Source organism: Stenotrophomonas capsici, assembly GCF_034961085.1.
In the GTDB taxonomy this organism is placed as follows: Bacteria; Pseudomonadota; Gammaproteobacteria; order Xanthomonadales; family Xanthomonadaceae; genus Stenotrophomonas; species Stenotrophomonas capsici.
Map to the genome: position 1 here is coordinate 25381 of NZ_JAYFUH010000061.1, position 24537 is coordinate 49917.

The window sequence follows — 24537 nt, forward strand, 5'->3', positions numbered from 1 at the left end:
CGCGGATGCGGGACAGGACACGAATCGTGCGAGCCATGCCGAGCGGCGAAGCGACCCGGTGGATGGGGGCTGGTGCGGGAATTGACCCGAGGCGGTGTTGGCTTGAAGGGGCTTTCCCGGTGGCATCTCCGATCCATCGGCCCTGAAAACAGAACGAGCACCTTTCGGTGCTCGTTTTGTCGGGAACGATGCTGAGGCATTCCAGCGCTTGGTGACGCGGCGGGAGTGAGGGCTTGCACGGGGCAGTGGCCCTCACTCCCCCCCCCCTCTGCCGCGTGCGGGAGAGGGGGGGGCTGCCTGCAGGCTTTCGCCGATCAGTAGCGGTAATGTTCCGGCTTGAACGGGCCTTCCACCGGCACGCCGAGGTAGTCGGCCTGTTCCTGGGTCAGGGTGGTCAGCTTGACGCCGATCTTTTCCAGGTGCAGGCGCGCCACTTCCTCGTCCAGCTTCTTCGGCAGGCGGTAGACGTCGGCCTTGTAGCTGTCCTTGTTGGCCCACAGGTCGATCTGCGCCAGGGTCTGGTTGGCGAAGCTGTTGGACATCACGAAGCTCGGGTGGCCGGTGGCGCAGCCCAGGTTCACCAGGCGGCCTTCGGCCAGCAGGAAGATCGCGTTGCCGTTCGGGAACACGTACTTGTCCACCTGCGGCTTGATGTTGATGTGCTGCACGCCCGGGAACTTCACCAGCGCATCGACCTGGATCTCGTTGTCGAAGTGGCCGATGTTGCAGACGATGGCCTGGTCCTTCATCGCGCTCAGGTGCTCGATGCGGATGATGTCCTTGTTGCCGGTGGTGGTGACGTAGATGTCGCCGCGGCCCAGGGTGGATTCGATGGTGTTGACCTCGAAGCCTTCCATCGCCGCCTGCAGGGCGCAGATCGGGTCGATCTCGGTGACGATGACGCGGGCGCCGTAGGCGCGCAGCGAGTGGGCCGAGCCCTTGCCGACGTCACCGTAGCCGCAGACCACGGCCACCTTGCCGGCCAGCATCACGTCCATCGCGCGCTTCAGGCCGTCGGCCAGCGACTCGCGGCAGCCGTACAGGTTGTCGAACTTGCTCTTGGTGACCGAGTCGTTGACGTTGATGGCCGGGACCAGCAGCGTGCCGGCTTCGGCCAGCTGGTACAGGCGGTGCACGCCGGTGGTGGTCTCCTCGGAGACGCCCTTCCAGTCCTTGACCACGCGGGTCCAGTAGCCCGGGCGCTCGGTGGCCACGCGCTTGAGCAGGTTCTTGATGACCTGCTCTTCGTGCGAGCCGGACGCGGTATTGACCCAGTCGCTGCCGTTTTCCAGCTCATAGCCCTTGTGGATGAGCAGGGTGACGTCACCGCCGTCGTCGACCACCAGTTCCGGGCCCAGCAGGGTGCCGTCGGCGGCCTTGAAGGTCAGCGCTTCCAGGGTGCAGTCCCAGTACTCCTCCAGCGTTTCACCCTTCCAGGCGAACACCGGGGTGCCGGTGGCGGCGATCGCGGCGGCGGCCTGGTCCTGGGTGGAGAAGATGTTGCACGAGGCCCAGCGCACGTCGCCGCCGATGTCCTTCAGCGTCTCGATCAGCACCGCGGTCTGGATGGTCATGTGCAGCGAGCCGGTCACGCGCACGCCGGCCAGCGGCTTCTGTGCGGCGTACTTGCGGCGGATGGACATCAGGCCCGGCATCTCGTGCTCGGCGATGTCCAGTTCCTTGCGGCCCCAATCGGCCAGCGAGATATCGGCGATCTTGTAGTCACCTTCCTGGGAGAAGGTCCTGGCAACAGCATTCATGTAGAGCTCCGGTGTGGTGCGAGCAGGCTCGCGTTCGCCGGGCGCCGTTGTTGCATGGATGCCGCCCCGAGCCTGGCTGTGGCGGGGGTTCCCGGACAGTCGCAGCGCCCCTCGGAGCGGAGCCGGTGATTATATCGCGGCGGCCAGCCCAACCAACGGCAGGGGAGGGGGGCGACAGAGATTGTTAAGTTGGGGGTTTATTCCCCTGCCAAGGAGCGCCATGAACCTGTCCCCCGCCCGCCGCCGCCGTACTTCCGCGGCCCTGGTCCTGTGCGCCGGCCTGCTGCTGGCGGTGCCGCCAGTGCTGGCGCTGGCCCCGCCGCAGGCGGCCGAACAGGCGCAGGGCTACCGCCTGCCCTCGGCCGCGTTGCAGGCCATCGTCGATGCCCCGCGTGCGCCCAGCCTGTCGCTGTCGCCCAGGCGCGACCTGGCGGCGATGCTGCAGACCCCGTCGCTGCCGTCCATCGCCCAGGTGGCGCAGCCGGAGCTGAAGCTGGCCGGCCTGCGCATCAACCCGAAGACCTTCTCCGACAGCCGTTTCTCGTTCGGCAACAAGTTGTCGCTGGTGTCCACGCTGGACGGCAGGGAGCGCCAGATCAGTGGCCTGCCGCAGCCATTGTCGGTGGCCTCGCTGGGCTGGTCGCCGGACCAGAAGTACCTGGCCTTCAACCAGGTGGACCCGGCCAGCGGCAGCAACGAGCTGTGGCTGGTGGATGTGGAGGCGGGCAGCGCCCGTCGCATCGCCGAGCGCCTGAACAGCATCGTCGGCCGGGGGTATTCGTGGTTGCCGGGCAGCGACGGGCTGTTGGTGCTGCAGCGCCCGGCCGGGCAGGGCGCGCCGCCGAAGGGGGATGGCGTGCCGACCGGCCCCGCCGTGCAGGAGACCGTGGCCGGGCAGGGCGTGCGTTCGGTGCGGACCTACCAGGACCTGCTGCGCAACGAGGACGATGCGCGCCTGTTCGAGTACTACCTGCAGGCACAGCCGGTGCGGGTGTCGATCACCGGCCAGGCCAGTCCGGTGGGCCTGCCAGGCCTGTTCATGGGGCTGTCGCCGTCGCCGGACGGCAGGTACCTGCTCAGCCGTCGCGTCGAGCGGCCGTTCTCGTATTCGGTACCGGTGAGCAGCTTCCCGCGCCGCATCGACGTGCTCGATGCGCAGGGCATGCAGGTGCACACGGTTGCCCGCCTGCCGCTGGTCGACGGGCTGCCGACCGGCAACGATGCCGTGCCGACCGGCGTGCGTTCGATCAGCTGGCGCGCCGATGCGCCGGCCACGCTGGTCTGGGCCGAAGCGCAGGACGGCGGTGACCCGTCACGACAGGCGGCCATCCGCGATGCGGTGCTGGTGCAGTCGGCGCCGTTCGACAGGCCGCCGGCCACGCTGATGCAGCTGGGGTCGCGCTACGCCGGCATCACCTGGGGCAAGGACGATGTCGCGTTGCTGGACGAGTACTGGTGGAAGAGCCGCCAGATGAAGCAGTGGAAGATCAACCCGGGCAGTCCGGACCAGGCACCGGTGCTGCTGGTCGAGCGGTCGGAGGATGACCGCTACGCTGATCCGGGCGATCCGCTGCTGCAGTCCGATGAGAGCGGGCGCGAGCGGCTGCAGCTGGGCACCGATGGCAAGAGTTTCTTCCGCATCGGCACCGGTGCGTCGGCGGAGGGCGACCGCCCGTTCCTGGACCACGTGGACCTGGCCTCGGGCAAGAGCGAGCGCCTGTTCCATTCGCAGGCGCCGTACTACGAGCAGCCGCTGGCCATCATCGAAGGCGGGGATGCACGCATCCTCACCTACCGCGAGTCCAACGATGTACCGGGTAACCTGTTTGCGCGCGGCCTGGCCGCCGACGCGGTGCCGGTGGAGCTGACCCATTTCGCGCATCCGCTGCCGGCGTTGCGTGGGGTGAAGAAGGAGCAGATCCGCTACACGCGCAATGATGGCGTCGAACTGACCGCCGACCTGCTGCTGCCGCCGGACTACGATCCGAAGAAGGACGGCCCGCGCCCGGTGCTGATGTGGGCCTACCCGGCCGAGTTCAAATCCGCGCAGGACGCCAGCCAGGTGACCGGCTCGCCGTACCGGTTCAACGCCATCAGCTATTGGGGCCCGCAGGCATTCCTGGCCAAGGGCTACGTGGTACTCAACAACCCGACCATGCCGATCATCGGTGAAGGTGATGCCGAGCCGAACGACACCTACGTGCAACAGTTGGTAGCCAGTGCGCAGGCGGCGGTGGACGAAGTGGTCAAGCGCGGCGTCGGTGATCGCGACCGCATCGCGGTGGGCGGGCATTCGTACGGTGCCTTCATGACCGCGAACCTGCTGGCGCATACGCGTCTGTTCAAGGCAGGCATCGCGCGTTCGGGTGCGTACAACCGCACGCTGACGCCGTTCGGCTTCCAGGCCGAGGAACGCAACTTCTGGCAGGCGCAGGACGTGTACCTGAAGATGTCGCCGTTCAACAGCGCCGACAAGATCAAGGACCCGATCCTGTTCATCCATGGCGAGAACGACAACAACTCCGGCACGTTCCCGATCCAGAGCGAGCGCATGTTCGCCGCGGTGAAGGGGCTGGGTGGCACGGCGCGGCTGGTGATGCTGCCGAATGAATCGCACGCCTACCGCGCACGCGAGTCGATCATGACGATGCTGGCCGAGAGTGAAAGCTGGCTGGACCAGTGGTTGGGCGCGGCCGACGGCAAGGCTGGCAAGAAGCGCTGAGGACGAGCGCCCTCCCTTGCGTGCAGCGCAGGGGAGGGCGGCTCTGCGCAATCTGTCAGTGCGCGACGCAGCGCCCTACTCCCCCCTTTGCGCGAAGCGCGGGGGAGGGCTGGGGAGGGGGCGCTCCCGACGTAGGTGCGTCCCGTTCACACGCCAACGAATGTCCACCAAGACGCCGGAATTGCGTCGTTTCCTGTCTGCAAAGACAGCGTCCGGACAAGGTTCACATGCAACTGTTTCACCTTTGATGCACTGCAAAAACCGGACATTTTTTCGGTTAGGCTTGGGGGATTCCCGCTCTCAAGGCTTGTGCGTCCTGGATGAACGAGTACCGTAGCAGCGTTGTCTTCGCCACTCCCGATCTGCCCCTGCGCGACGATGTGCGCCGGCTGGGCACGCTGGTGGGTGACCTTCTTGCCGAGCAGGTGTCGCCGGGCTTCCTGGACGAAGTGGAAGAGGTGCGCACCGCCGCCATCGCGCGCCGCGAAACACAGGGGCCGTTGGCCGGTCTCAGCGCGCAGTTGGCCGGGCGTTCGCCACGCGAAGCCGAGGCGCTGGTGCGTGCGTTCAGTACCTACTTCCAGGTGGTGAACATCGCCGAGCGCGTGCACCGCATCCGCCGTCGCCGTGACTACCAGCGCGCCGGCACCAAGCGCCCGCAGCCCGATGGCCTGCATGACGCGCTGATCCAACTCAAGGCCCAGGGCGTGACGCTCGAAGAGCTGGCGCAGTGGCTGCCGCGCATCGACATCGAGCCGGTGTTCACCGCACACCCAACCGAAGCGGTGCGCCGTGCACTACTTGAAAAAGAACAACTGATGGTCGCCGCGCTGGTCGACAACCTCGACGGCCAGCGCACCCCCGGCGAGCAGGCCGCCGATGCCGCGCGGTTCCGCATGGCGCTCACCGCCTCGTGGCAGACCGCCGACTCCTCACCGGTACGCCCGACGGTGGATGACGAGCGTGAGCACGTGGGTTTCTACCTGACCCGCGTGCTGTACCGGGTGATCCCGGTGTTCTACGAATCGCTGGAGCAGGCGTTGCTCGATACCTGGGGGCGCAGCCTGCCGTTGCCGCGGCTGCTGCGCTTCGGCACCTGGGTGGGCGGTGACATGGACGGCAATCCCAACGTGGACGCCAGCACGGTCGCCGCCACGCTCAATGCACAACGGCGCGCGGTGCTGGAGCTGTACATCCAGGACCTGCTGAAGCTGGCCAGCCTGCTCAGCCAGTCCACCGAGCTGATCGGTGTCAGTGACGCGGTGCAGGCACGCGTGCAGGAATACCGCGAACTGCTGCCCGACGTGCAGTCGCGCCCGCGCCATGCCGACATGCCTTACCGGCTGCTCAACGACCGCATGCGTGCGCGCCTGCAGGCGACGCTGCAGGATGCGCCCGGTGCGTATGCCGCGCCGGAAGAACTCATCCACGACATCCAGCTGATCCTGGACAGCCTGGAGGCCAACAAGGGCAAGCACGCCGGCTGGTTCTCGGTGCGTCGCCTGCTGTGGCGCGTGCGCACCTTCGGTTTCCACCTGGCGCGGCTGGACGTGCGCCAGGAGTCGAGCGTGCATTCGCGTGCATTGGCCGAGGTGCTCGGCGGGCAGGAGGCATTCGATGCGCTGGACGGCGCGGCGCGTGCGCGGTCGCTGGCGCCGTATGCGGCCGGCGACGCCGTGTTGCCGGCGGGGGCCGACGAAGGGGGGCAGCGGCTGGACAAGGTGTTCGCGGCGTTGGCCGATGCGCGCCGCCGGCACGGTGCCGATGCGCTGGGCAGCTACATCATCTCGATGGCGCATGACCGTGGCGACGTGCTGGCGGTGCTGGCATTGGCACGCCGCGGCGGCCTGCACGATGACAACGGTGCGGTGCCGCTGGATATCGCGCCGCTGTTCGAGACCGTCGACGACCTGGGGCGTGGCACCGACACCCTGCGCGACCTGCTGGCCGACCCGGTCTACCGCGCCCATCTGGCCGCACGCGGCGACGTGCAGATGGTGATGCTGGGCTACTCGGACAGCGGCAAGGACGGCGGTATCGCCGCCTCGCGCTGGGGCCTGCAGCAGGCGCAGGTCGAACTGCTGGAGGTGGCCAGCGCGCACGGCGTGCACCTGACCTTCTTCCACGGCCGCGGCGGCTCGATCAGCCGCGGCGGCACCAAGACCACGCATGCGGTGAACGCCTCGCCGCGCGGCAGCATCGACGGGCGCCTGCGCGTGACCGAGCAGGGCGAGGTGATCCATCGCAAGTACGGCATCCGTGCACTGGCGCTGCGCTCGCTGGAGCAGTCCGCCGGTGCGGTGCTGCGCGCCAGCCTGCGCCCGCGTGCGGCCGAGCCGCGCGAGGCGCTGTGGAAGCCGGTGATGGCGCGGGTCGCCGAGCAGAGCTCGCAGGCCTACCGGGCGTTCGTGGGTGACCCGCAGTTCATGAACTATTTCCGCCAGGCCACGCCGATCGACGTGATCGAGCGCATGACTCTGGGCTCGCGCCCGTCGCGGCGATTGGGCCAGGATGCGGCGCTGGGCAACCTGCGTGCGATCCCGTGGGTGTTCGCCTGGAGCCAGGCGCGTGCGGCGATCCCGGGCTGGTTCGGCGTGGGCAGCGGCCTGCAGGCGGCCGCCGATGCCGGGCAGGAAGATCTGCTGCGCGAGATGGCGCACGACTGGCCGTTCTTCGAGACCTTCCTGGACGACATGTCGATGGTGCTGAGCAAGGGCGACATCCACATCGCCGAGCAGTTCTCGCGCCTGGCCGGGCCGTTGCATGACCAGTTCTTCCCGCGCATCGGCGAGGAGCTGGCGTTGACCAAGCGCTGGGTGATGCGCCTGAGCGGGCAGCAGGAGCTGCTGGAGCATGACCCGCGGCTGGCACTGTCCATCCGCCTGCGCAACCCGTACATCGACCCGATCAGCACGCTGCAGGTGGACCTGCTGCAGCGTTGGCGGGCGAGCGACCGCCAGGATGAGGCGTTGCTGCGCGCCCTGGTGGCCTGCGTCAACGGTGTCTCGCAGGGCGTGCAGAACACCGGTTGAGGGTCCGGCCATGGGCCGGGATGCAGCGCGGCCTGATCCCGGCGTCGCGACGATAGTTGCGCGCCACCGGGCTGGGAGTGCATCCCGGCCTGCGGGCGTAGGGGGGCTCAGGCGTCGGGCGAAGGGTTGCTCTTGAGCAGCTCCAGATGCCGCTGTTCCATCTCCTGGCGCAGCTGGCGGCGGATCTGCGCGGCGGCGAAGCGACGCTTCTCGTCGGACGTCTCCGGCTGCAGCGGCGGCACCGGGGTCGGCTTGCCGTCGTCGTCAACGGCCACCATGGTGAAGAAGCAGCTGTTGGCGTGGCGCACGCTGCCCTTGCGGATGTCCTCGGCCACCACCTTGATGCCTACTTCCATCGACGAGGTGCCGGTGTAGTTGACCGATGCCAGGAAGCTGACCAGCTCGCCGACCGCGATGGGCTGGCGGAACGTCACCTGGTCCACCGACAGCGTCACCACGTAGTTGCCGGCGTAGCGGCTGGCGCAGGCGTAGGCGACCTGGTCGAGCAGGCGCAGGACCGCGCCGCCGTGCACCTTGCCGGAGAAGTTGGCCATCTCCGGGGACATCAGCACGGTCATCGAGAGCTGGTGGGATTTGTGTTCGGACATCATGGCGCTGGCTGCGACGGCGGGAGCCGCAGGCTACTCCCTTGCGGGTGAAGGGGGTAGGGGCCGTACCCCGTGCCGGTGCGGCAGGGGTGATGGCGTGGCCGCCGCTTACTGGAAGTTGTAGCGCACCACGTGGAAGAACACCGGTGCGGAGAACACCACCGAATCCAGCCGGTCCAGGATGCCGCCGTGGCCCTCGATCATCTCGCCCCAGTCCTTGGCACCGAGGCTGCGCTTGACCGCCGACAGCGCCAGGCCGCCGAGGAAGCCGCAGACCACGATCAGCAGCGACAGCGCCGCGGACTGCAGCGGCGAGAACGGGGTGATCCAGTACAGCGCCGCGCCCACGCCGGTGGCCGCCAGGCCGCCCCCGACCAGGCCTTCGACGGTCTTGGACGGGCTGACCTGCGGGGCCAGCAGGTGTTTGCCGAACAGTTTGCCGAACACGTACTGCAGCACGTCGCTGAGCTGGACCACCAGCAGCAGGTAGAACAGCAGCATCAGGTTCTGCCCTTCGTAGCCGGGGATGCGCAGCAGCATCAGCGCCGGCGCATGGCTCAGGCAGAACACGGTGAGCATCACGCCCCACTGGATCTTGGTATTGCGTTCCAGGAAGTTCTCGGTGTCGCCGGACAGCGCCGACACCGCCGGCAGGGTCAGGAAGCCGTACACCGGGATGCACATCACGAACAGGCCGTACCAGTCGATGCCGATCAACCAGTACTGCAGCGGGATGGCGATGTAGAAGCACAGGCACAGCGCCAGGTGGTCGCCGCGTCGGGTCGGGGTGAGCGAGATGAACTCGCGCAGCGCGAAGAACGAGAGCAGGCCGAAGAACACCAGCGTGGCGATCTTGCCCAGCACGAAGCAGAACAACAGCACCGCGGCCATCACCCACCAGGCACGGATGCGGGCGTTGAGGTTGTCCACCACCGAGCCGGACTTGAAGCGGCCGATGATGAAGCCGATCAGGCTGGCCAGCACCAGCACCCCGAACACGCCGCCGATCATCCACCAGAACTTGGGCGGTGCACGCTCGATGGCCTGCTGCAGGAAGCTGCCCAGGGGCAATTGCTGGAATACGTTGTTCATGCCAGGTCCACCACGGCCTGCCGGGCGCGTTGCAGGAACTGCGCCTTGTCTTCATCGGGGATGCGGTTGAGCGACGGGCCGAAGCGCGCCGTGCATACCAGCGGCACCGGCACCAGGCTGCCCTTGGGCAGGGCGCGGCGTGCGTTGTCCAGGTACACCGGCACCAGCTCCACGTGCGGGTAGTGCTGGGCCAGGTGGAACAGGCCGGCCTTGAACGGCTGTGGCATCGGTTCGTGGTTGCGGGTGCCTTCCGGGAAGATGATCAGCGAAGCCCCGCCGTCCAGCGCGTCGTACAGCGGCTGCAGCGGGTCGCCCTCGACCTTGTTGCGGTCGCGCTCGATCAGCACGGCGTTGAAGCCCCTGTCGGCGATGACCTTGCGGATGCCCTTGCTCCAGTAGTCGCGGGCGGCGACCGGGCGGGTGTGCTCGCGCTGGGCCGGCGGCAGCGCCGACCACAGCGCCACCGTGTCCAGGTGGCTGGAATGGTTGGCGAAGTAGATGCGCTGGGTGTCGTTGGGGCGGCTGCCGACCCAACGCGGGTAGGCACCGATGAAGACCTTGACGGCGGCGACCAGCAGGCTGGAGAGCATCAGGACCTTGCCTTCAGTTGCGCGGCGATCGCGCGGGTGCGGGTGATGCAGGTCAGCAGCGCGCCGGCGGCGATCACCACGGCGGCCACCTGCAGGGCGTAGCCGGTGTGGCTGACCCATTGCTCGATGATCGCCGCCACGCAGGCCAGGGTCAGCACGAACATGCGGTGCTGCTTGGCCATCGGGCCACGGAAGTCCTGCGGCAGGCCAAGGCTGGCCCCGGACAGCCGCACATAGGCGGTAAGCGCGGCGAGCAGTGCGCCCAGCCAGCCCAGCCAGGGCATGCCGGCGGCGTAGCCGAGCGCGACGATCAGCAGCGAATCGGCGATCCGGTCCGGGTATTCGTTGTACAGCGCCCCGGTCGGGGTCTGTTTGCCGCCTTCCATGGCGACCATGCCATCGAGCAGGTTGCAGACCAGGCGCAGCTGCACGCCGATGATGCAGGCGACCAGGCCGAGCAGGCTGGGCGCGGCCAGCAATCCCACCGCGCCGATCACGGCGAAGAAGATGCTCAGTACCGAAATCTGGTTCGGCGTGACGGAGGAGCGTGCCAACGCGGCGCTCAGGGCCTGGGCCCAGCCGGTGGAACGGGCGGCGATTGGTCTGCGGTCTTCTTTCCCCATGGCGGCGATGGTAGTGCATCGCCGGGGTGGCAGGAGCATCCGGTGAGCGAGTCAGAGCGGCTGCAAGCGGGCGCGCGTTTCGGCGTCCGGGAAGCCCAGGGTGAGGTAGCGGGGCGGGTGCAGGTGGCGGCTGTCCTGCTGCAGCAGGTGGCCGATCAGCGGCTGGGCCTGCTCCCAGTCCACGACCAGCGTGTGCGCATCGTCCTCGTTGACCGGCATCACCAGCACGATGCGGTCGGTGCGCGGCAGCGAGCTGGCCACCCCTTCGGTCCAGGCGCACAGCGAATGCCGCTCCTCGCTGTGGACCATGAAATTGGCCACGAATACATCCTCGTCGTGGGCCTGGTGCACGCGGTCGAGCAGTTGCTTCTGCATGGCGTAGGCATCGCCGTCCAGTTCCAGCCGCAGCTGCCGTTGCCGCTCGCGCAACGCAGGGTCGGCCAGCACGTGCGGATGTAACTGGCCATCGTCATAGCGCAGCACTTCCCAGGAGATCACGCGGCCGTCGGCGAATGCCTGGCCAGCCAGTTCAAGCATCGCCGCCTGCGCGCGCAGGTCACCTTCGCCAGCGACCAGCAGCATGTCGCGGGTGGCGAGCATGAACACCGGCAGGCCGGCGACCGGCACACGGTGCAGCAGGTCCGGCAGCAGGGCGCGGCTGCTGTCGTAGGCGTCGCCCCAGGCGGCCTGGTAGAGGCCGGGGGCCACCTCGACGAAGGGTTCGTCCGGGCTCTGGCGCAGGTTGGTGCGGGCGATGACCAACGCCTCGTCGAAGCTGATGCCCCACTCCTCCGGTGGGCCCTGGGTGAGGGTGGCGGTATGGTCGGGGTGGTCGACGGCCAGCAGTTCCACGCATTCCTCGCTCAGGCGGCGGTACTGCAGGCGCTGCGGCGGTGCATTCCAGCCCTCCTGCTCGGCATGGTGCAGGGTGATCTCCTCCAGCTGGGTGATGCTGCGAATCAGCGGACGCAGCAGCGGGCGCGCCTGCTCCAGCGTCATCGCCTCGTCGTCCTCATGGATGCCGAGCAGGCCGCTGAAGGCCAGCAGGGCCTTGCGCTGCTGGCCGCGCGGGGCATTGAGGTACGCCTGGTAGGCATTGTGAAGATTGAAGTAGGAGCCGTTGGCGTGGCGGATGCGGAAGGTATCCGACTCGTACTCCAGCGGATGCGGGTAGCCGTTGGCGCGGACGGCATCCATGAATTTCCCGGCGAAGCGGTCCGGGTCGGGCTTGTCCTTGAACAGCTTGCCGATCAATGCCTGCAACATGCCAACGCTCCTTGTGAATGCCAGCCATCGTGGGCGCGGTGATGGCGGCATTGCAAGGGCAACTGCGCAAACGACGACGGGCCGCTTGCGCGGCCCGTCGGGGTGCAACGGGCGATGCCGGTCGCGCTTACTTCAGCTTGGCAGCCTTGCGCAGGGCCTCGGCGCGGTCGGTCTTCTCCCAGGAGAAGGCGGTCGCGTTCTGGGTCTTGCCATCGCCGTCGACGTACGAGAATTCCTTCGGCTTGCGGCCGAAGTGGCCGTAGGCGGCGGTCTGCTGGTACATCGGGTGGATCAGGTCGAGCATCTTGATGATGCCGTACGGGCGCAGGTCGAAGTGCGCACGGATCAGCTTCTCGATCTGCGCGTCCGGGATCTTGCCGGTGCCGAAGGTGGTGACCGAGATCGAGGTCGGCTCGGCCACGCCGATGGCGTAGGAGACCTGCACTTCGCACTTGTCGGCCAGGCCGGCGGCAACCACGTTCTTGGCGACGTAGCGGGCGGCGTAGGCGGCCGAACGGTCAACCTTGGACGGGTCCTTGCCGGAGAACGCGCCACCACCGTGACGGGCCATGCCGCCGTAGGTGTCGACGATGATCTTGCGTCCGGTCAGGCCGCAGTCGCCCACCGGGCCGCCGATCACGAAGATGCCGGTCGGGTTGATGTGCACCTTGTTCTTCGGCAGCTTGTCCAGCCATGCCTTCGGCAGGACCGGCTTGAGGATGTGCTCGCGCACGGCCTCGATCAGGTCCTTCTGCTTCACGCCCGGGTCGTGCTGGGTCGACAGCACCACCGCGTCCAGGCCTTCGATCTTGCCGTCCTGGCCGTAGCGCAGGGTGACCTGGCTCTTGGCGTCCGGGCGCAGCCACGGCAGCGGCGAGTTCTTCTTCTTGCGGACCTTGGCCTGCTGCTCGACCAGGCGGTGCGAGTAGTAGATCGGCGCCGGCATGAACTCCGGGGCTTCGTTGCAAGCGTAGCCGAACATCAGGCCCTGGTCGCCAGCGCCCTGTTCTTCCGGCTTCTTGCTCTTCTTGTCGGTGCCGTCCACGCCGGCGGCGATGTCCGGGGACTGCTTGCCGAGCATGTTGATGATGGCGCAGGTATGACCGTCGAAGCCGACGTTGGAGTTGTCATAGCCGATCGAGTTGATGACGTTGCGGGTCAGCTCCTCGATGTCGACCCAGGCCGAGGTGGTGACTTCGCCGGCGACGATGGCGGCACCGGTCTTGACCAGCGTCTCGCAGGCGACGCGGGCGCGCTTGTCCTGGGCCAGGATAGCGTCAAGCACGGCGTCGGAGATCTGGTCGGCGATCTTGTCCGGATGGCCTTCGGAGACCGACTCGGAGGTGAAGAGATAGCTGGACATGAGCTTGTATCCCTGTATGCGGATGAAAAGATAGCTGCGAATGATACACGCTCGGGGCCGGGGGGGAATAGTGCAGGGGGCGCCGTTGCCATACGGTTAAGCCGGGGTCATCGAACTGCCGCAAAACCGCAACCGGCCTGCCTTCTGGCGGGCGCAGGCTGCCGGCCAACAGGGCCGTCGGGGTATCCCCATGCAACAGATCGAGCACCGCCTGCAGCAGCGCTATCCCGATTGGTTCCGTGGCCGGCGCGGCCACCTGGCGCGGCCGTTGCTGCGCACGGTGGGGCGCTGGTCGGGGTTTGACCGGATGGACGCCTTCCTGGCGCGCAGCGCCGATCAGCACGGCTTCGACTTCGTCAGCGCCGCGCTGGCGTTCCTGCAGGCCGGCTACACGGTCGACGCCGCCGCACTGGCCCGGATCCCGGCCAGCGGGCGGCTGCTGATCGTGGCCAACCACCCCTCCGGCGCGCTGGATGCGCTGGCGCTGCTGGACGCGGTGGGCAAGGTTCGCCGCGACGTCCGGATCATCGCCAACGACATGCTGCTGGCGCTGGAGCCGCTGCGCGAGCTGCTGCTGCCGGTGCGGATCCTGGGCGGACGGGCGCAGCGCGCCAGCCTGCAGGCCATCGAGCAGGCACTGGAGGCAGAACAGTGCGTGATCGTGTTCCCGGCCGGCGAGGTGTCGCGGTTGTCGCTGCAGGGCATCCGCGATGGTCGCTGGAACCGGGGGTTCGTCCGTTTCGCCCGGGCCTGCCAGACACCGGTGCTGCCGGTACGGGTACAGGCGCGCAACTCGGCGCTGTTCTATGGCGCCTCGGCCGTGTTCAAGCCGGCCGGCACCGCGCTGCTGGCGCGGGAGATGTTCGCCCGCCGTGGCCGGCCGCTGCGCCTGCAGGTGGGACAGCCGATGCTGCTGGGCAGCGACGGCGACCCGGCGCAGCAACTGGAACAGGTCCGCCGCGCGCTGTACGCCCTGGGCGAGGCGCCGCTGGCCCCCCGCATGGCGGAGGCCGGCCCCGAGCCACTGGCCGACGCCATCGATGCCGATGTGGTGGCGCAGGCCCTGGAAGCGGCCGAACTGCTTGGCCAGACCAGCGACGGCAAGCAGATCCGGCTGGCGCGTTGCGCGGCCGGTTCGCCGCTGCTGCTGGAGCTGGGCCGGCTGCGCGAGCTGACTTTCCGCCAGGTCGGCGAGGGCACCGGGCGCAGCCGTGACCTGGATGACTACGACCCGCATTACCCGCACATCGTGGTCTGGGACGCGGCGGTGCAGCGCATCGCCGGGGCCTACCGGATCATGCGCGGTGCCACCGCGCTGGCCCGCAACGGCCTGCCAGGCCTGTACACGGCCAGCCTGTTCCGTTACTCCGACGATGCCATCCCCCGCATCGCCGAAGGCATGGAGCTGGGCCGCAGCTTCGTGGTGCCCGATTACTGGGGCAGCCGCAGCCTGGACTACCTGTGGCAGGGCATCGGCGCCTACCTGCAGCGCCAGCCGGGCATCCGTTACCTGTTTGGCGCGGTGTCGATCAGCGCCGCGCTGCCGCTGGCCGCGCGCGAGCAGCTGGTGGCCTACTACCAGCGCTATTACGGCGCCGGCGCGGGCCTGGTCGAATCCAACCGACCGTTCCAGTACTTCGCCGCGCCGCCGAGCTTCGGCGAGATGGATGCCACGGCGGCGTTCGAGGTGCTCAAGGCCAACCTGGCGGCCTTGGGCACCAGCGTGCCGACCCTGTACCGCCAGTACATCGACCTGTGCGAACCGGGCGGGGCGCGGTTCCTGGCATTCGGGGTGGACCCGGACTTCAGCGACTCCATCGACGGCCTGATCGAGGTCGACCTGCAGGCGATCCGCCCCAACAAGCGCAAGCGCTACCTGCGCGACGCCGGGGCGGTGGCGTGAACGCGCCCCGGGTGCTGCAACCGCACCGCCGCACCGTGTTCATCTCCGATACCCACCTGGGTGCACGGCATTGCCATGCCGCCGAGCTGGCCCGTTTCCTCGGTGCCCTGCGCTGCGAACGGTTGTACCTGGTCGGCGACATCGTCGACCTGTGGTGGTTGTCGCACAAACGCGCCAGCTGGCGACCTGCCCACAATGACGTGATCGAGGCGCTGCACGCGCTGCGCCGGGCCGGCACCGAGATCATCTACATCCCCGGCAACCATGACGCGCCGCTGCGCCGTACCTGCGGGCTGATGCTGCCGGCCATGCAGGTGCGCCGCCGCGCCATCCATGTCACCGCCGATGGTCGCCGGCTGCTGGTGGTGCACGGCGACGACTACGACGGGGTCACCCATTTCGGGGGCCTGCAGGAGCGCTTCGGCGACTGGCTGTACTACCGCATCCTCACCGGCAACCGCCTGCTCAACCTGCTGCGGCAGCGCTTCGGGCTGCGTTACTGGTCGCTGTCGGAGTTCCTCAAGCGCCAGAGCGGCGCGGCCGAGCGCTACATCGAGCGGTTCGTGCAGGCCGGCCTGGACGACGTGCGGCGGCGCGGCCTGGACGGCATCGTCTGCGGGCACATCCACCGCGCCGCGCTGGTCGAGCGTGACGGGCTGGTCTACGCCAACGATGGCGACTGGGTCGAGAGCCTGACCGCGCTGGCCGAGGACCATGACGGCAGCCTGCGCCTGCTCGACCATGCCGGCAACAGCCTGGCCTGCCTGCCCGGGGCGGCCGGGCTGGCGCGGGTGGCCTGAACCGCCCGTCTTGCCTTTTTCATGACTGGACAGCCAGCTATGCTGGCGCCAGCTGTGGAAACAGGGAGTGTCCGGGTGGCAGCGAAACAGCCGGTAACGATAAGGATCTGCCTGGCGATGGCCTGTGCGTGGCTGGCACCGGCCGCCCTGGCAGCGGATGTGCCGGCGCTGAGCTTCGAGCAGGCCCGCGAGCGGCTGGAGCAGGTTTCCGATGCCCTGGCCGCGGCCCAGGCCGGGGTGCGCAACAAGCAGGACCTGCAGGACGCCACCCATTACCTGCGCTTGCCGGAGATCACCGGTGACGTGCGTCGCATGCAGTTCCAGAAGACCCTCAACCTGCCGCTGGGCTCGCTGGCGCCGGTGGCCGAGGCATTCGGCATCGAGTCCCCGCTGGAGTTCGTGGAGCGGGACTGGCGCACCCGGCCGATCATCACCGCAACGCTGCCGCTGTACAGCGGCGGGTTGATTCCCGCCGCCCAGCAGGCAGCGCAGGCTGCCACCACGATGGCGCAGGCCGAGCGCGAGGCGCAGCGGCAATCGTTGTCGCTGCAGCTGGTGCAGGCCTACTTCGGCCAGCAGCTGGCGGAGCAGGCGGTGCAGGTGCGGCGCGAGGTGCGCGATGGCCTGGAGCGCCACCTGCAGGACGCGCAGAAGCTCGAGCGCGAGGGCTTCGCCACCAAGGCGCAACGGCTGCAGGCCAACGTCGCGCGCGACAAGGCCGAGCGCGAGTACCAGAAGGCGGTCAACGACCTGGCCACGCTGCAGCAGGCGCTGGCAACCCTGCTGCGCAGTGGCGGCACGGTGGGCACGAGCTCGCCGCTGTTCGTCATCAGCGCACCGCTCGGCACGCGCGAGGAATTCGAGCGCAGCGCGCTGCAGCGCCATCCGCAGGTCGACCGCATGCGTGCGCTGGCGGCGCAGGCCGAGCAGGGCGTGCGCGTGCAACAGGCCAAGCTCAAGCCGCAGCTGTACCTGTTCGGCCAGTACGACCTGCGCCGCCGCGATGCACTGCTGACCGACGCCGACTGGGCGTTCGGGATCGGCCTGCGCTACACCTTCCTCTCGCCCAACGCGCGGCCACTGCAGGTCAGCGCCGCGCGCGCGCAGCTGGAGCAGGCGCAGTCCGGCATCAGCGAAGTGGAGAACCAGCTGCAGCTCGGCGTCAGCAAGGCCTGGAACGAACTGGACACCGCGCGCGCGCAGTTCCGCCTGCTCGACAGCAGCATCGCCCAGGCCGAGGAGAACCTGCGCCTGCAGGAGCTGTCCTTCCGCGAAGGGCAGGCCACCTCGCTGGACGTGATCGACGCGCGGCTGGCACTGGGCGGGGCGCGGGTGGAGCGCGCCCAGGCCGCCTACCAGTTCGACGTGGCGCTGGCCCAGCTGCTGGAAGTGAGCGGGCAACTGCAACGGTATGACGACTTCCGCCGGCGTGCGGACAAGGTGCTGGAATGAGCGACTCCCTGCAGGCGGAAGCCAACCCGCGGCAACGCCGCCTCTTCGCCATCGGTGGCGTGCTGTTGTTGCTGCTGGTCGTGATCGGCCTGTGGCTGGGGCTGCGCACGCCGCGCGACCAGGTGCAGGGCATGGCCGATGCCGACAACATCAATGTCTCGGCCAAGGTCACCGCGCGGCTGGAGCGCCTGCGGGTGCGCGAGGGCGACCGGGTGAGCGCCGGCCAGGTGCTGTTCGAGCTGGATAGCCCGGAGGTGGCGGCCAAGGAGCGCCAGGCCGAGGCGGTGGTGGCCGCGGCGCAGGCGATGGCGGCCAAGGCGGAGGAGGGCGCACGCAGCGAGGACATCCGTGCCGCCGAGGCCAACTGGCGGCGCGCGCTGGCCGGCGCCGAGCTGGCCACCAGCACTTTCCGGCGGCTGGACAACCTGTACCGCGAAGGCGTGATGACCCGGCAGAAGCGCGACGAGGCGCAGGCGCAGGCGCGCAGTTCGGAGGAACTGGCCCGTGCCGCGCGCGCGCAGTACGACCTGGCCCTGGCCGGTGCCCGTACCCAGGACAAGCAGGCCGCGCTGGCGCAGGTGCGCCAGGCCGAGGGGGCCAAGGCCGAGGTGGATGCCGCGCGGCAGGAGACCCTGGGCCGCGCGCCGCAGGCCGGCGAGGTGGGCAAGCGCATGTCCGATGTCGGCGAACTGGTGCCGGCCGGCTACCCGGTGTTCACGCTGGTGGACATCGACCGGATGTGGGTGGCCATGCACCTGCGCGAGGACCAGTTGCATGGCCTCAAGCCCGGTGCGGTGGTGGAGGGCAGCATTCCGGCGCTGGGCGGCCGCCAGGCCGCGTTCGAGGTGTACTTCATCAACCCGGCCGGTGACTACGCGACCTGGCGCAGCACCCGCCAGTCGTCCGGTTATGACGTGCGCAGCTTCGAGGTGCGGGTGCGGCCGCGCCAGCCCATCGAGGGTTTCCGCCCCGGCATGAGCGTGCTGTTCGCATGGCCGCAGGGCTGAGCCCGGGCAGCGCGTTCATCGCCTCGGTACGGCGCGAGCTGCGCCATTGGCGCGGCGACCGCTGGGAGCTGGGCCTGGTCACCCTGCTGCCGTGGCTGTTGATGGCGCTGATGATGTGGTTGTTCTCCGGCGCCGTGCTGCGGCAGGTGCCGGTGGCGTTGGTGGACCTGGACGCCAGCCCGGCCAGCCGCGGGCTGGCGCGCACGCTCGATGCCAGCCCCGGGCTGGCGATCGTCAGCCAGCCGGCCTCGCTGCAGGAGGCGCAGGCACAGCTGCGCGCGCTGGAGGTATTCGCCGTGGTGCTGGTGCCGCGCGACATGAGCCGGCGTGCACTGCGGGGCGAGGAGGCGCCGGTCTATGCGTTCTACAACGCCACCTACATGGCCACCGGTCAATCGGCCGGGCGTGATATCGCCGATGCGGTCGCAGCCTACAACGCACGCCTGCTGAAGGAGCAGATCGCCCGCCAGACCGGGCCGGACAAGCTGCGCGCGGCACCGGTCAGCGTGCAGGCCACGGTGTTGCACAACCCGGCGCGCAGCTATGAATTGTTCCTGCTGCCGCTGGTCTTCCCGGCGGTGTTGTCGCTGCTGGCCGCGCTGGCGGCCGGCGGTGCGTTCGGCCGCGAGCGTCGCGACGGCCTGTTGGCCGACTGGCTGGGACAACGGCCGTGGGCGGCGATTACCGGCAAGCTGTTTCCCTACGTGGCGCTGTTCTCGCTGTACGGCGGGCTGGGCGTGCTGTACCTGGGTTACCTGCGCGGCGACGGCATCAACGGCAGCCTGGGCCTGTTGCTGCTGGCCCAGCCCTTGTTCTACCTGGCCTGCTGTTGCTTCGGGTTGCTGTTTGTCGCGGTGGCGCGCGACATGGGCAGCGGCCTGTCGCTGGTGGGCCTGACCATCGGCACGGCACTGGCGTTCTCCGGGGCGACGTTCCCGGTGATCGAGGCACCGCTGTTCACCCGGGTATGGAACGCCCTGCTGCCGCTGACCGCCTACGTGCAGGTGCAGATGCAGCAGATGTTCATGGGTTCGCCATGGCAGGTATCGCTGAAACCGCTGGCGGTGCTGTTGCTGATGGCGGTGGTCAGCGGTGGCTTGGGCGGGCTGCGCCTGCTGCGTGCCGCGCGTGCGCCGGTGCCAGCATGAGGCGCGTGCTGGCCGCCTTCCGCACCACGCTGTTGGCGGTGTTCGCCGACCAGGCGGCGGTGACGGTGATGGTCGGCGCGGTGCTGCTGTACTCGTTCTTCTACCCGGCCGCGTACCGGCACCAGGTGGCCAGCGCGCTGCCGATCGCAGTGGTCGATGCCGACCGCAGCGCGACCAGCCGCGCGCTGGTCCGCCATGTCGATGCGTTGCGCGCGGTGCAGGTGGTATCGCAACCGGCGGATCTGGCCCAGGCCAGGGCGCAGTTGGAGGCCGGGCAGGTGGACGGCATCGTGTTGATTCCGGCGCGCTTGGAACGCGACATCCTGCGCGGTGGCAGCGGTGAACTGGAGCTGCTGGGCAACGGTGCCTACCTGAGCCGGGCCAGCGCGATCCTCAGTGGGCTGGCCGAAGGCGTCACCGCGTTCGCGCGCCAGCAGGCGGTGCACCAGGCCGCGTTCATGGGGGCGCCGCAGGCGGCGCCGCTGGTGCTGGTGCAACGCCCGCTCTACAACACCCGCGAAGGTTATGGCAGCAGCGTGGTGCCGGGCGTGTCGGAGCTGATCGTGCACCAGACGCTGCTGCTCGGCATCGGCGTGCTGCTGGGCAGCCGGCGCGCGCAGCTGGGCCGTCGCCTGCGGTTCGACGCGCCCTCGCTGCTCGGGATGGGCGCGGCGTTCGTGCTGGTGGGCGTGTGCGGGTTGCTGTACTACGTGGGCTTCACCGCCTGGGTGCAGGACTACCCGCGCGGTGGCAACGTGCCGGTGCTGATGCTGTCGGTGCTGTTGTTCGCACTGGCGACGGTGCCGTTCGGGCTGTTCGTCGGCAGCTTCTTCAGCACCCGCGAACGCGCCTTCCAGTACGTCACCGGGGTGTCGATCCCGCTGTTCTTCCTGTCCAACCTGTCCTGGCCGGCGCTGGCCTCGCCGCCGCTGCTGGTGGCCCTGGCCAAGCTGCTGCCAACCACCCCCGGCATCAACGCCATCGTCCGGGCCCAGCAGATGGGCGCGCGGCTGCCGGAGGTGGGCGGGGAGCTACTCAACCTGGGGCTGCTGGCGCTGCTCTACGGCGCACTGGCCTGCTGGCGGTTGCGCGGCACCCCGCGGGGGTGAAGCGGCGGCCGGACGGCTGCTAGCATCGGCGCATGGATTCCCTCAGCCAGATCGTCCTTGGCGGTGCCATCGCCGCCGCCATCACGCCTGCCGCCCACCGTCGTGCCGCCCTGCTGGCAGGTGCGGCGCTGGCCACGTTGCCAGACCTGGATGGGGCGCTGATCTGGGCCTTCACCGACAACCCGGTGAGCCTGATGACCATCCACCGCAGCTTCAGCCACTCGCTGTTCGTGCTGCCGTTGCTGGGCACGCTGATCTGGTGGCTGTTCCGCCGCTACGGCAAGGGCCGGGTAGCCGCCGCGCCGGCGCGCTGGTGGTGGGCGATCGTGCTGGCGCTGGTCACCCATCCGCTGCTGGATGCCTTCACCGTCTACGGCACGCAGCTGTGGTGGCCGCTGGCACCGCCACCGACGATGTGGTCCAGCGTCTTCATCATCGACCCGCTGTACACCGTGTGGTTGCTGCTTGGCTGTACGGTGGCGTGGTTCGCGCGGGCCAGGCCGCTGGCGCAGCGGGCACTGGTGCTGGGGTTGGTACTGAGCACGGGCTACCTGGGCTGGTCGCTGCTGGCCAAGGCGCAGGTCGATCGCGCCGCCCACCAGGCGCTGGCCCGCATGGGGCTGGCCGACGCGCCGCGCTTCTCGGTACCGATGCCCTTCAATACCGTCCTGTGGCGGGTGGTGGCGATGACCCCGCAGGGCTATGTCGTCGGCGACCGCTCGCTGTGGGCCGACCACGGCCCGATGCAGTTCAGCGGCCATCCGTCGAACGTGCAGGCCCTGCGCCAGGCCGCGGACTTGCCCGCGGTCGCGCGGCTGGCCTGGTTCAACCACGGTTTCATGCGCGCCCAGGTGCAGGACGGCGAGCTGGTGCTCAGTGACCTGCGCATGGGGCTGGAGCCGGACTACAACTTCAACTTCGCGGTGGCTGCGGCCGACGGGGATGGCTGGCGGGGCATCGCGCCGCGCCAGGTGCTGCCGGCCTACCGGCAAGCCGGCAACCGCGGCGTGCTGCGGCAGCGGCTGGGGCAGGTGTGGCAGCGGATCTGGCAGGCCCCGCAGGACCGGCCGACCGCCGCGGGCGTTCAGTAGACCGTGGCCTGGGCCTGCACGTAGGAATAGAAGAACACCGCATTCGGGTCGTTCTGTACCTGGCCGAACTCGCGGCGCATGCCGTCGACCGTGGCCGCGTCGACCTTGCCGGCTTCCAGCAACTGGTCGGCGGCCGACAGCAGCAGCTCCTCCCACAGGGCGAACATCACCTTGCGCCGGGCCGGCTCGCGGTTGTCCAGGTGCACGGTCTTGGTGCGGGTCTGCACGTCGCGGAAGCCGCCGGCCAGCAGCAGGTTGCCCAGCTTGGCGCCGACGAACGGGTCGCCGCCGCTGTCGATCTGGAAGTCGTTGAAGGCCATCCAGTAGCGCCACAGGTTGGGCGAGTACGGGTCCAGCAGGAACGAGGCGTTCATCACCTCGGTCACGTACACCGGCGCGCCGGGGCTGAGCACGCGCCGTACTTCGGCCAGTGCACGGGCCGGGGAGGGGACGTGTTCGAGCACCCAGCACAGGAACGCACCGTCGAAGCTGCGTGGCTCGAACGGCAGGTCGGTGGCATCGGCACGCTGGAAGCTGCAGCGCTCGCGCAGCCACGGCATCTGCGCCATGTGTTCGTTGGCGGCGGCCAGCTGGCGCTCGTTGAGGTCGATGCCGGTGACCTGCAGGTCCGGGAAGCGGCGCAGCAGGATCTCGGTCTGCGCGCCCACCCCGCTGCCCACTTCGAGCACGTGGCGGGAGTTGCCGAAGTCGATGTCCTGGAAGATGGACGGTTCGAACAGCCGCGCCTGTTTGCGCAGCCGGGCCTGCTCGGTGGCGGAGAAGCCGTGCAGGTAGGGGAAGTCGTTGAGCGTCATGGGTACAGCGCGTTGCAGGGATCAGGAAAGTATCGCCAGTAACCGTTAGCGCGGCGCATGCGCGCTGATGACCAGCGGTTCTGTGCTGGAAACGGGGGGTTATCAGCAGGCCGCGCCAGGGCCTGCCGCCGCTGGCCGGGCCTTGGATCGCAGGTGGCTGCGATATTTGTTCTGAAAATGAAACGATTTATTGGCCAATGGGTAATTGTTCTGAATTTGTCGGCAAATAAAATGGGCCCCGTCAAGCACGGATCGGCAGCCCGCCGGTCTGCTTCCATCTCCAAGAGGATTCGACCGTGTCCAGCCAAGCCATTTCCCTGTTCAAGAAGCGCCGTTCGCAGTACGCCCTGGGCAAGAGCCTGCCGGTGAGCCAGAACGACGTCACCCACCTGATCAAGCAGGCCGTGCGCGAGGCGCCGTCGGCCTTCAACGCGCAGTCCTCGCGTGCGGTGATCCTGTTCGGTGCCGAGAGCCAGAAGTTCTGGGAGCGTGCCAAGGACGAACTGCGCAAGATCGTCCCGGCCGAAGCGTTCGCCGCCACCGAAGGCAAACTCAACAGCTTCGCCGCCGGCGCGGGCACCGTGCTGTTCTTCGTCGACACCGACGTGGTCAAGGGCCTGCAGGAGCAGTTCGCCCTGTATGCCGACAACTTCCCGGTCTGGGCCGAGCAGTCCAACGGCATGGCGCAGTTCGCGGTCTGGACCGCGCTGGCCGACGCCGACATCGGTGCCAGCCTGCAGCACTACAACCCGCTGGTGGACCAGGGCGTGCGTGAAGCCTGGGGCGTGCCGGCCCATTGGACCCTGCGCGCGCAGATGCCGTTCGGTTCCAACGAGGCCCCGCACGGCGAAAAGACCTACATGGAAGACGAAGCCCGCTTCAAGGTGTTCGGCTGATCCTCGTCGGCACGACGCTCTCCCCCGCGCGTTGATGCAAGCCGGATGGCCCGCCAGTTCGCTGGCGGGCTTTTTTGTGGGCGTGCATCGGGGCACGCGCCGGCCGTTTGACGGCCCGCTAACCGTTGCCTTGCCAGCATTGCCGGCCTGCACGCACCACTGCACGCTGCCGCCCACCGTCGCGGCGGTGTCGATCCGAACCCGGGAGACCCCATGAAGCTCAAGACGAACCCCCAACACCTGCTGCCGTTTGGCCTGTTGCTGACCACGGCCCTGCTGGCGGCCTGTGACCGGAATGCGCCGGCCACGACGGATGCCCCACAGGTCCCGGCGGTGGCCGCCGGGGAAGCGGTGACGCCTGCGCCGGCGCCCTTGTCGGTGGAGGTGTTCAACCCGGGTGAGCGCGCCATCTTCGCGGTGTCCTCCGAACTGGTCAGTGGCGCGCGCGAGGCCATCCTGGTCGATGCGCAGTTCTCCACCGCCGAGGCCGCCCAACTGGTGGAGAAGATCAAGGCGTCCGGCAAGCAGCTGACCACCATCTACATCAGCCACGGCGACCCGGACTTCTATTTCGGCCTGTCCACGCTGCATGCCGCATTCCCGGACGCGCGGATCGTTGCCACGCCGCAGACGGTGGCGCACATCCAGGCGACCAAGGACGCCAAGCTGAAGGTGTGGGGGCCACAACTCGGCGCGAACGCGCCGGCCGAGCTGCTGGTGCCGACGCCGCTGCAGGGCGACACGCTGACGCTGGAAGGGCAGGCGCTGAAGGTCATCGGCCTGGAGGGCCCCAGCCCAGAGCGCACCGCACTGTGGGTGCCGTCGATCCGCACGGTGATGGGCGGCGTGCTGGTGGATGCCGGGCAACATGTGTTCATGGCCGATACGCAGACGCCGCAGTCGCACCAGGACTGGCTGGCCGCGCTGGAGCGCATCACCGCGCTGCAGCCGGCGCGCGTGATCCCCGGCCACTACGCCGAAGGCGCGCCGCAGGATCTGGCCGCGGTGACGTTCACCGCCGACTACATCCGTGCCTTCGACGAGGAGGCCGCCAAGGCGAAGGATGCCGCGCAGTTGGTCGAGGCCATGCAGAAGCGCTATCCGGCCCTGAAGGGCGCCGACTCGCTGGCGCTTAGTGCCAAGGTGGCCAAGGGTGAGATGGAGTGGAAGTAATCGCCGTTGCGTCGTGATGATTTGAGATCCACGGCGCCGCCGGCAACGCGTGCATCGGCGCCGGTATGACTTCCGGCGCTGTCGGCA

Annotated in this window: 19 protein-coding genes and 1 riboswitch; of the genes, 11 read left to right on the plus strand and 8 right to left on the minus strand. The window is 68.7% G+C overall.

Annotated features, from left to right (window positions below; genetic code table 11):
* Nucleotides 1–314: 314 nt before the first annotated feature.
* Nucleotides 315–1760: an adenosylhomocysteinase gene (gene ahcY, locus VA603_RS01995; RefSeq protein WP_132864571.1), complete on the minus strand. Its 1446-nt coding sequence runs from the start codon at nt 1758–1760 to the stop codon at nt 315–317.
* A 32-nt stretch (nt 1761–1792) separates the two neighbouring features.
* A riboswitch (S-adenosyl-L-homocysteine riboswitch) is annotated at nt 1793–1879 on the minus strand.
* Between the two features lie 101 nt (nt 1880–1980).
* Here ahcY and VA603_RS02000 point away from each other — a divergent pair.
* Nucleotides 1981–4482 carry an alpha/beta hydrolase family protein gene (locus VA603_RS02000; RefSeq protein WP_323437792.1) on the plus strand — a complete coding sequence of 834 codons (2502 nt, stop codon included), beginning with the start codon at nt 1981–1983 and terminating at the stop codon, nt 4480–4482.
* A 320-nt stretch (nt 4483–4802) separates the two neighbouring features.
* A complete protein-coding gene (gene ppc, locus VA603_RS02005; protein WP_323437793.1) occupies nt 4803–7514 on the plus strand; it encodes a phosphoenolpyruvate carboxylase in 2712 nt (903 codons plus the stop codon).
* Nucleotides 7515–7621: 107 nt separating this feature from the next.
* Here ppc and VA603_RS02010 read toward each other — a convergent pair whose 3' ends face one another.
* From VA603_RS02010 to metK, 6 genes are all read right to left on the minus strand, one after another.
* Nucleotides 7622–8125, minus strand: coding sequence for an acyl-CoA thioesterase (locus tag VA603_RS02010; RefSeq protein WP_132864568.1), 504 nt, complete (start codon nt 8123–8125; stop codon nt 7622–7624).
* Nucleotides 8126–8230: 105 nt separating this feature from the next.
* Nucleotides 8231–9133: a phosphatidate cytidylyltransferase gene (locus tag VA603_RS02015; protein WP_165931240.1), complete on the minus strand. Its 903-nt coding sequence runs from the start codon at nt 9131–9133 to the stop codon at nt 8231–8233.
* A gap of 77 nt (nt 9134–9210) precedes the next feature.
* Entirely contained in the window at nt 9211–9804 is a 594-nt protein-coding gene (locus VA603_RS02020; RefSeq protein ID WP_192286353.1) for a lysophospholipid acyltransferase family protein, read from the minus strand.
* Complete coding sequence (locus VA603_RS02025; protein WP_132864566.1) at nt 9804–10427, minus strand: CDP-alcohol phosphatidyltransferase family protein; 624 nt, start codon at nt 10425–10427, stop codon at nt 9804–9806. The genes VA603_RS02020 and VA603_RS02025 overlap by 1 nt, the downstream gene beginning before the upstream one ends.
* Before the next feature lie 51 nt (nt 10428–10478).
* Complete coding sequence (locus VA603_RS02030; protein ID WP_323437794.1) at nt 10479–11693, minus strand: DUF1444 domain-containing protein; 1215 nt, start codon at nt 11691–11693, stop codon at nt 10479–10481.
* 127 nt (nt 11694–11820) lie between these two features.
* A complete protein-coding gene (gene metK, locus VA603_RS02035) occupies nt 11821–13056 on the minus strand; it encodes a methionine adenosyltransferase (RefSeq protein ID WP_132864565.1) in 1236 nt (411 codons plus the stop codon).
* A gap of 190 nt (nt 13057–13246) precedes the next feature.
* Here metK and olsF point away from each other — a divergent pair, with 190 nt between their 5' ends.
* From olsF to VA603_RS02070, 7 genes are all read left to right on the plus strand, one after another.
* Entirely contained in the window at nt 13247–14959 is a 1713-nt protein-coding gene (olsF, locus tag VA603_RS02040) for a bifunctional ornithine lipid synthase OlsF (protein ID WP_323437795.1), read from the plus strand.
* Nucleotides 14956–15759 (plus strand): UDP-2,3-diacylglucosamine diphosphatase, encoded by an 804-nt coding sequence (locus tag VA603_RS02045; protein WP_313255476.1) that lies wholly within the window; start codon nt 14956–14958, stop codon nt 15757–15759. The genes olsF and VA603_RS02045 overlap by 4 nt, the downstream gene beginning before the upstream one ends.
* Nucleotides 15760–15876: 117 nt before the next feature.
* A complete protein-coding gene (locus VA603_RS02050) occupies nt 15877–17211 on the plus strand; it encodes a TolC family protein (protein WP_323438066.1) in 1335 nt (444 codons plus the stop codon).
* The gene (locus tag VA603_RS02055; RefSeq protein ID WP_323437796.1) at nt 17208–18218 is read left to right on the plus strand and encodes an HlyD family secretion protein; all 1011 of its coding nucleotides are present in this window, start codon (nt 17208–17210) and stop codon (nt 18216–18218) included. The genes VA603_RS02050 and VA603_RS02055 overlap by 4 nt, the downstream gene beginning before the upstream one ends.
* Nucleotides 18203–19366 (plus strand): ABC transporter permease, encoded by a 1164-nt coding sequence (locus VA603_RS02060; RefSeq protein ID WP_323437797.1) that lies wholly within the window; start codon nt 18203–18205, stop codon nt 19364–19366. Before VA603_RS02055 ends, VA603_RS02060 begins: the two co-directional genes overlap by 16 nt.
* Nucleotides 19363–20475, plus strand: a complete 1113-nt coding sequence (locus tag VA603_RS02065; protein WP_323437798.1) for an ABC transporter permease — start codon at nt 19363–19365, stop codon at nt 20473–20475. The genes VA603_RS02060 and VA603_RS02065 overlap by 4 nt, the downstream gene beginning before the upstream one ends.
* Before the next feature lie 32 nt (nt 20476–20507).
* Nucleotides 20508–21566, plus strand: a complete 1059-nt coding sequence (locus VA603_RS02070) for a metal-dependent hydrolase (RefSeq protein ID WP_323437799.1) — start codon at nt 20508–20510, stop codon at nt 21564–21566.
* On the opposite strand, the gene VA603_RS02075 is transcribed toward VA603_RS02070, so the two are convergent.
* Nucleotides 21560–22381, minus strand: a complete 822-nt coding sequence (locus VA603_RS02075) for a methyltransferase domain-containing protein (RefSeq protein ID WP_192286345.1) — start codon at nt 22379–22381, stop codon at nt 21560–21562. The two genes, VA603_RS02070 and VA603_RS02075, sit on opposite strands and share 7 nt — an antisense overlap.
* 296 nt (nt 22382–22677) lie before the next feature.
* Here VA603_RS02075 and VA603_RS02080 point away from each other — a divergent pair, with 296 nt between their 5' ends.
* On the plus strand, nt 22678–23277 hold the full coding sequence (locus VA603_RS02080) for a nitroreductase family protein (protein ID WP_132864558.1): 600 nt from the start codon (nt 22678–22680) through the stop codon (nt 23275–23277).
* Between the two features lie 261 nt (nt 23278–23538).
* Complete coding sequence (locus tag VA603_RS02085) at nt 23539–24450, plus strand: MBL fold metallo-hydrolase (protein ID WP_425603656.1); 912 nt, start codon at nt 23539–23541, stop codon at nt 24448–24450.
* Nucleotides 24451–24537 lie beyond the last annotated feature (87 nt).

What these genes read in the sequence shown, in the direction of transcription:
- olsF (WP_323437795.1), top strand. Translation starts at nt 13,247, where the DNA reads ATGCAACAGATCGAGCACCGCCTGCAGCAGCGCTATCCCGATTGGTTC.
- VA603_RS02025 (WP_132864566.1), bottom strand. Translation starts at nt 10,427, where the DNA reads ATGGGGAAAGAAGACCGCAGACCAATCGCCGCCCGTTCCACCGGCTGG.
- VA603_RS02010 (WP_132864568.1), bottom strand. Translation starts at nt 8,125, where the DNA reads ATGATGTCCGAACACAAATCCCACCAGCTCTCGATGACCGTGCTGATG.
- VA603_RS02050 (WP_323438066.1), top strand. Translation starts at nt 15,877, where the DNA reads ATGGCCTGTGCGTGGCTGGCACCGGCCGCCCTGGCAGCGGATGTGCCG.
- VA603_RS02055 (WP_323437796.1), top strand. Translation starts at nt 17,208, where the DNA reads ATGAGCGACTCCCTGCAGGCGGAAGCCAACCCGCGGCAACGCCGCCTC.
- ppc (WP_323437793.1), top strand. Translation starts at nt 4,803, where the DNA reads ATGAACGAGTACCGTAGCAGCGTTGTCTTCGCCACTCCCGATCTGCCC.
- VA603_RS02030 (WP_323437794.1), bottom strand. Translation starts at nt 11,693, where the DNA reads ATGTTGCAGGCATTGATCGGCAAGCTGTTCAAGGACAAGCCCGACCCG.
- ahcY (WP_132864571.1), bottom strand. Translation starts at nt 1,760, where the DNA reads ATGAATGCTGTTGCCAGGACCTTCTCCCAGGAAGGTGACTACAAGATC.
- VA603_RS02000 (WP_323437792.1), top strand. Translation starts at nt 1,981, where the DNA reads ATGAACCTGTCCCCCGCCCGCCGCCGCCGTACTTCCGCGGCCCTGGTC.
- VA603_RS02070 (WP_323437799.1), top strand. Translation starts at nt 20,508, where the DNA reads ATGGATTCCCTCAGCCAGATCGTCCTTGGCGGTGCCATCGCCGCCGCC.
- VA603_RS02020 (WP_192286353.1), bottom strand. Translation starts at nt 9,804, where the DNA reads ATGCTCTCCAGCCTGCTGGTCGCCGCCGTCAAGGTCTTCATCGGTGCC.
- VA603_RS02060 (WP_323437797.1), top strand. Translation starts at nt 18,203, where the DNA reads ATGGCCGCAGGGCTGAGCCCGGGCAGCGCGTTCATCGCCTCGGTACGG.
- metK (WP_132864565.1), bottom strand. Translation starts at nt 13,056, where the DNA reads ATGTCCAGCTATCTCTTCACCTCCGAGTCGGTCTCCGAAGGCCATCCG.
- VA603_RS02065 (WP_323437798.1), top strand. Translation starts at nt 19,363, where the DNA reads ATGAGGCGCGTGCTGGCCGCCTTCCGCACCACGCTGTTGGCGGTGTTC.
- VA603_RS02075 (WP_192286345.1), bottom strand. Translation starts at nt 22,381, where the DNA reads ATGACGCTCAACGACTTCCCCTACCTGCACGGCTTCTCCGCCACCGAG.
- VA603_RS02015 (WP_165931240.1), bottom strand. Translation starts at nt 9,133, where the DNA reads ATGATCGGCGGCGTGTTCGGGGTGCTGGTGCTGGCCAGCCTGATCGGC.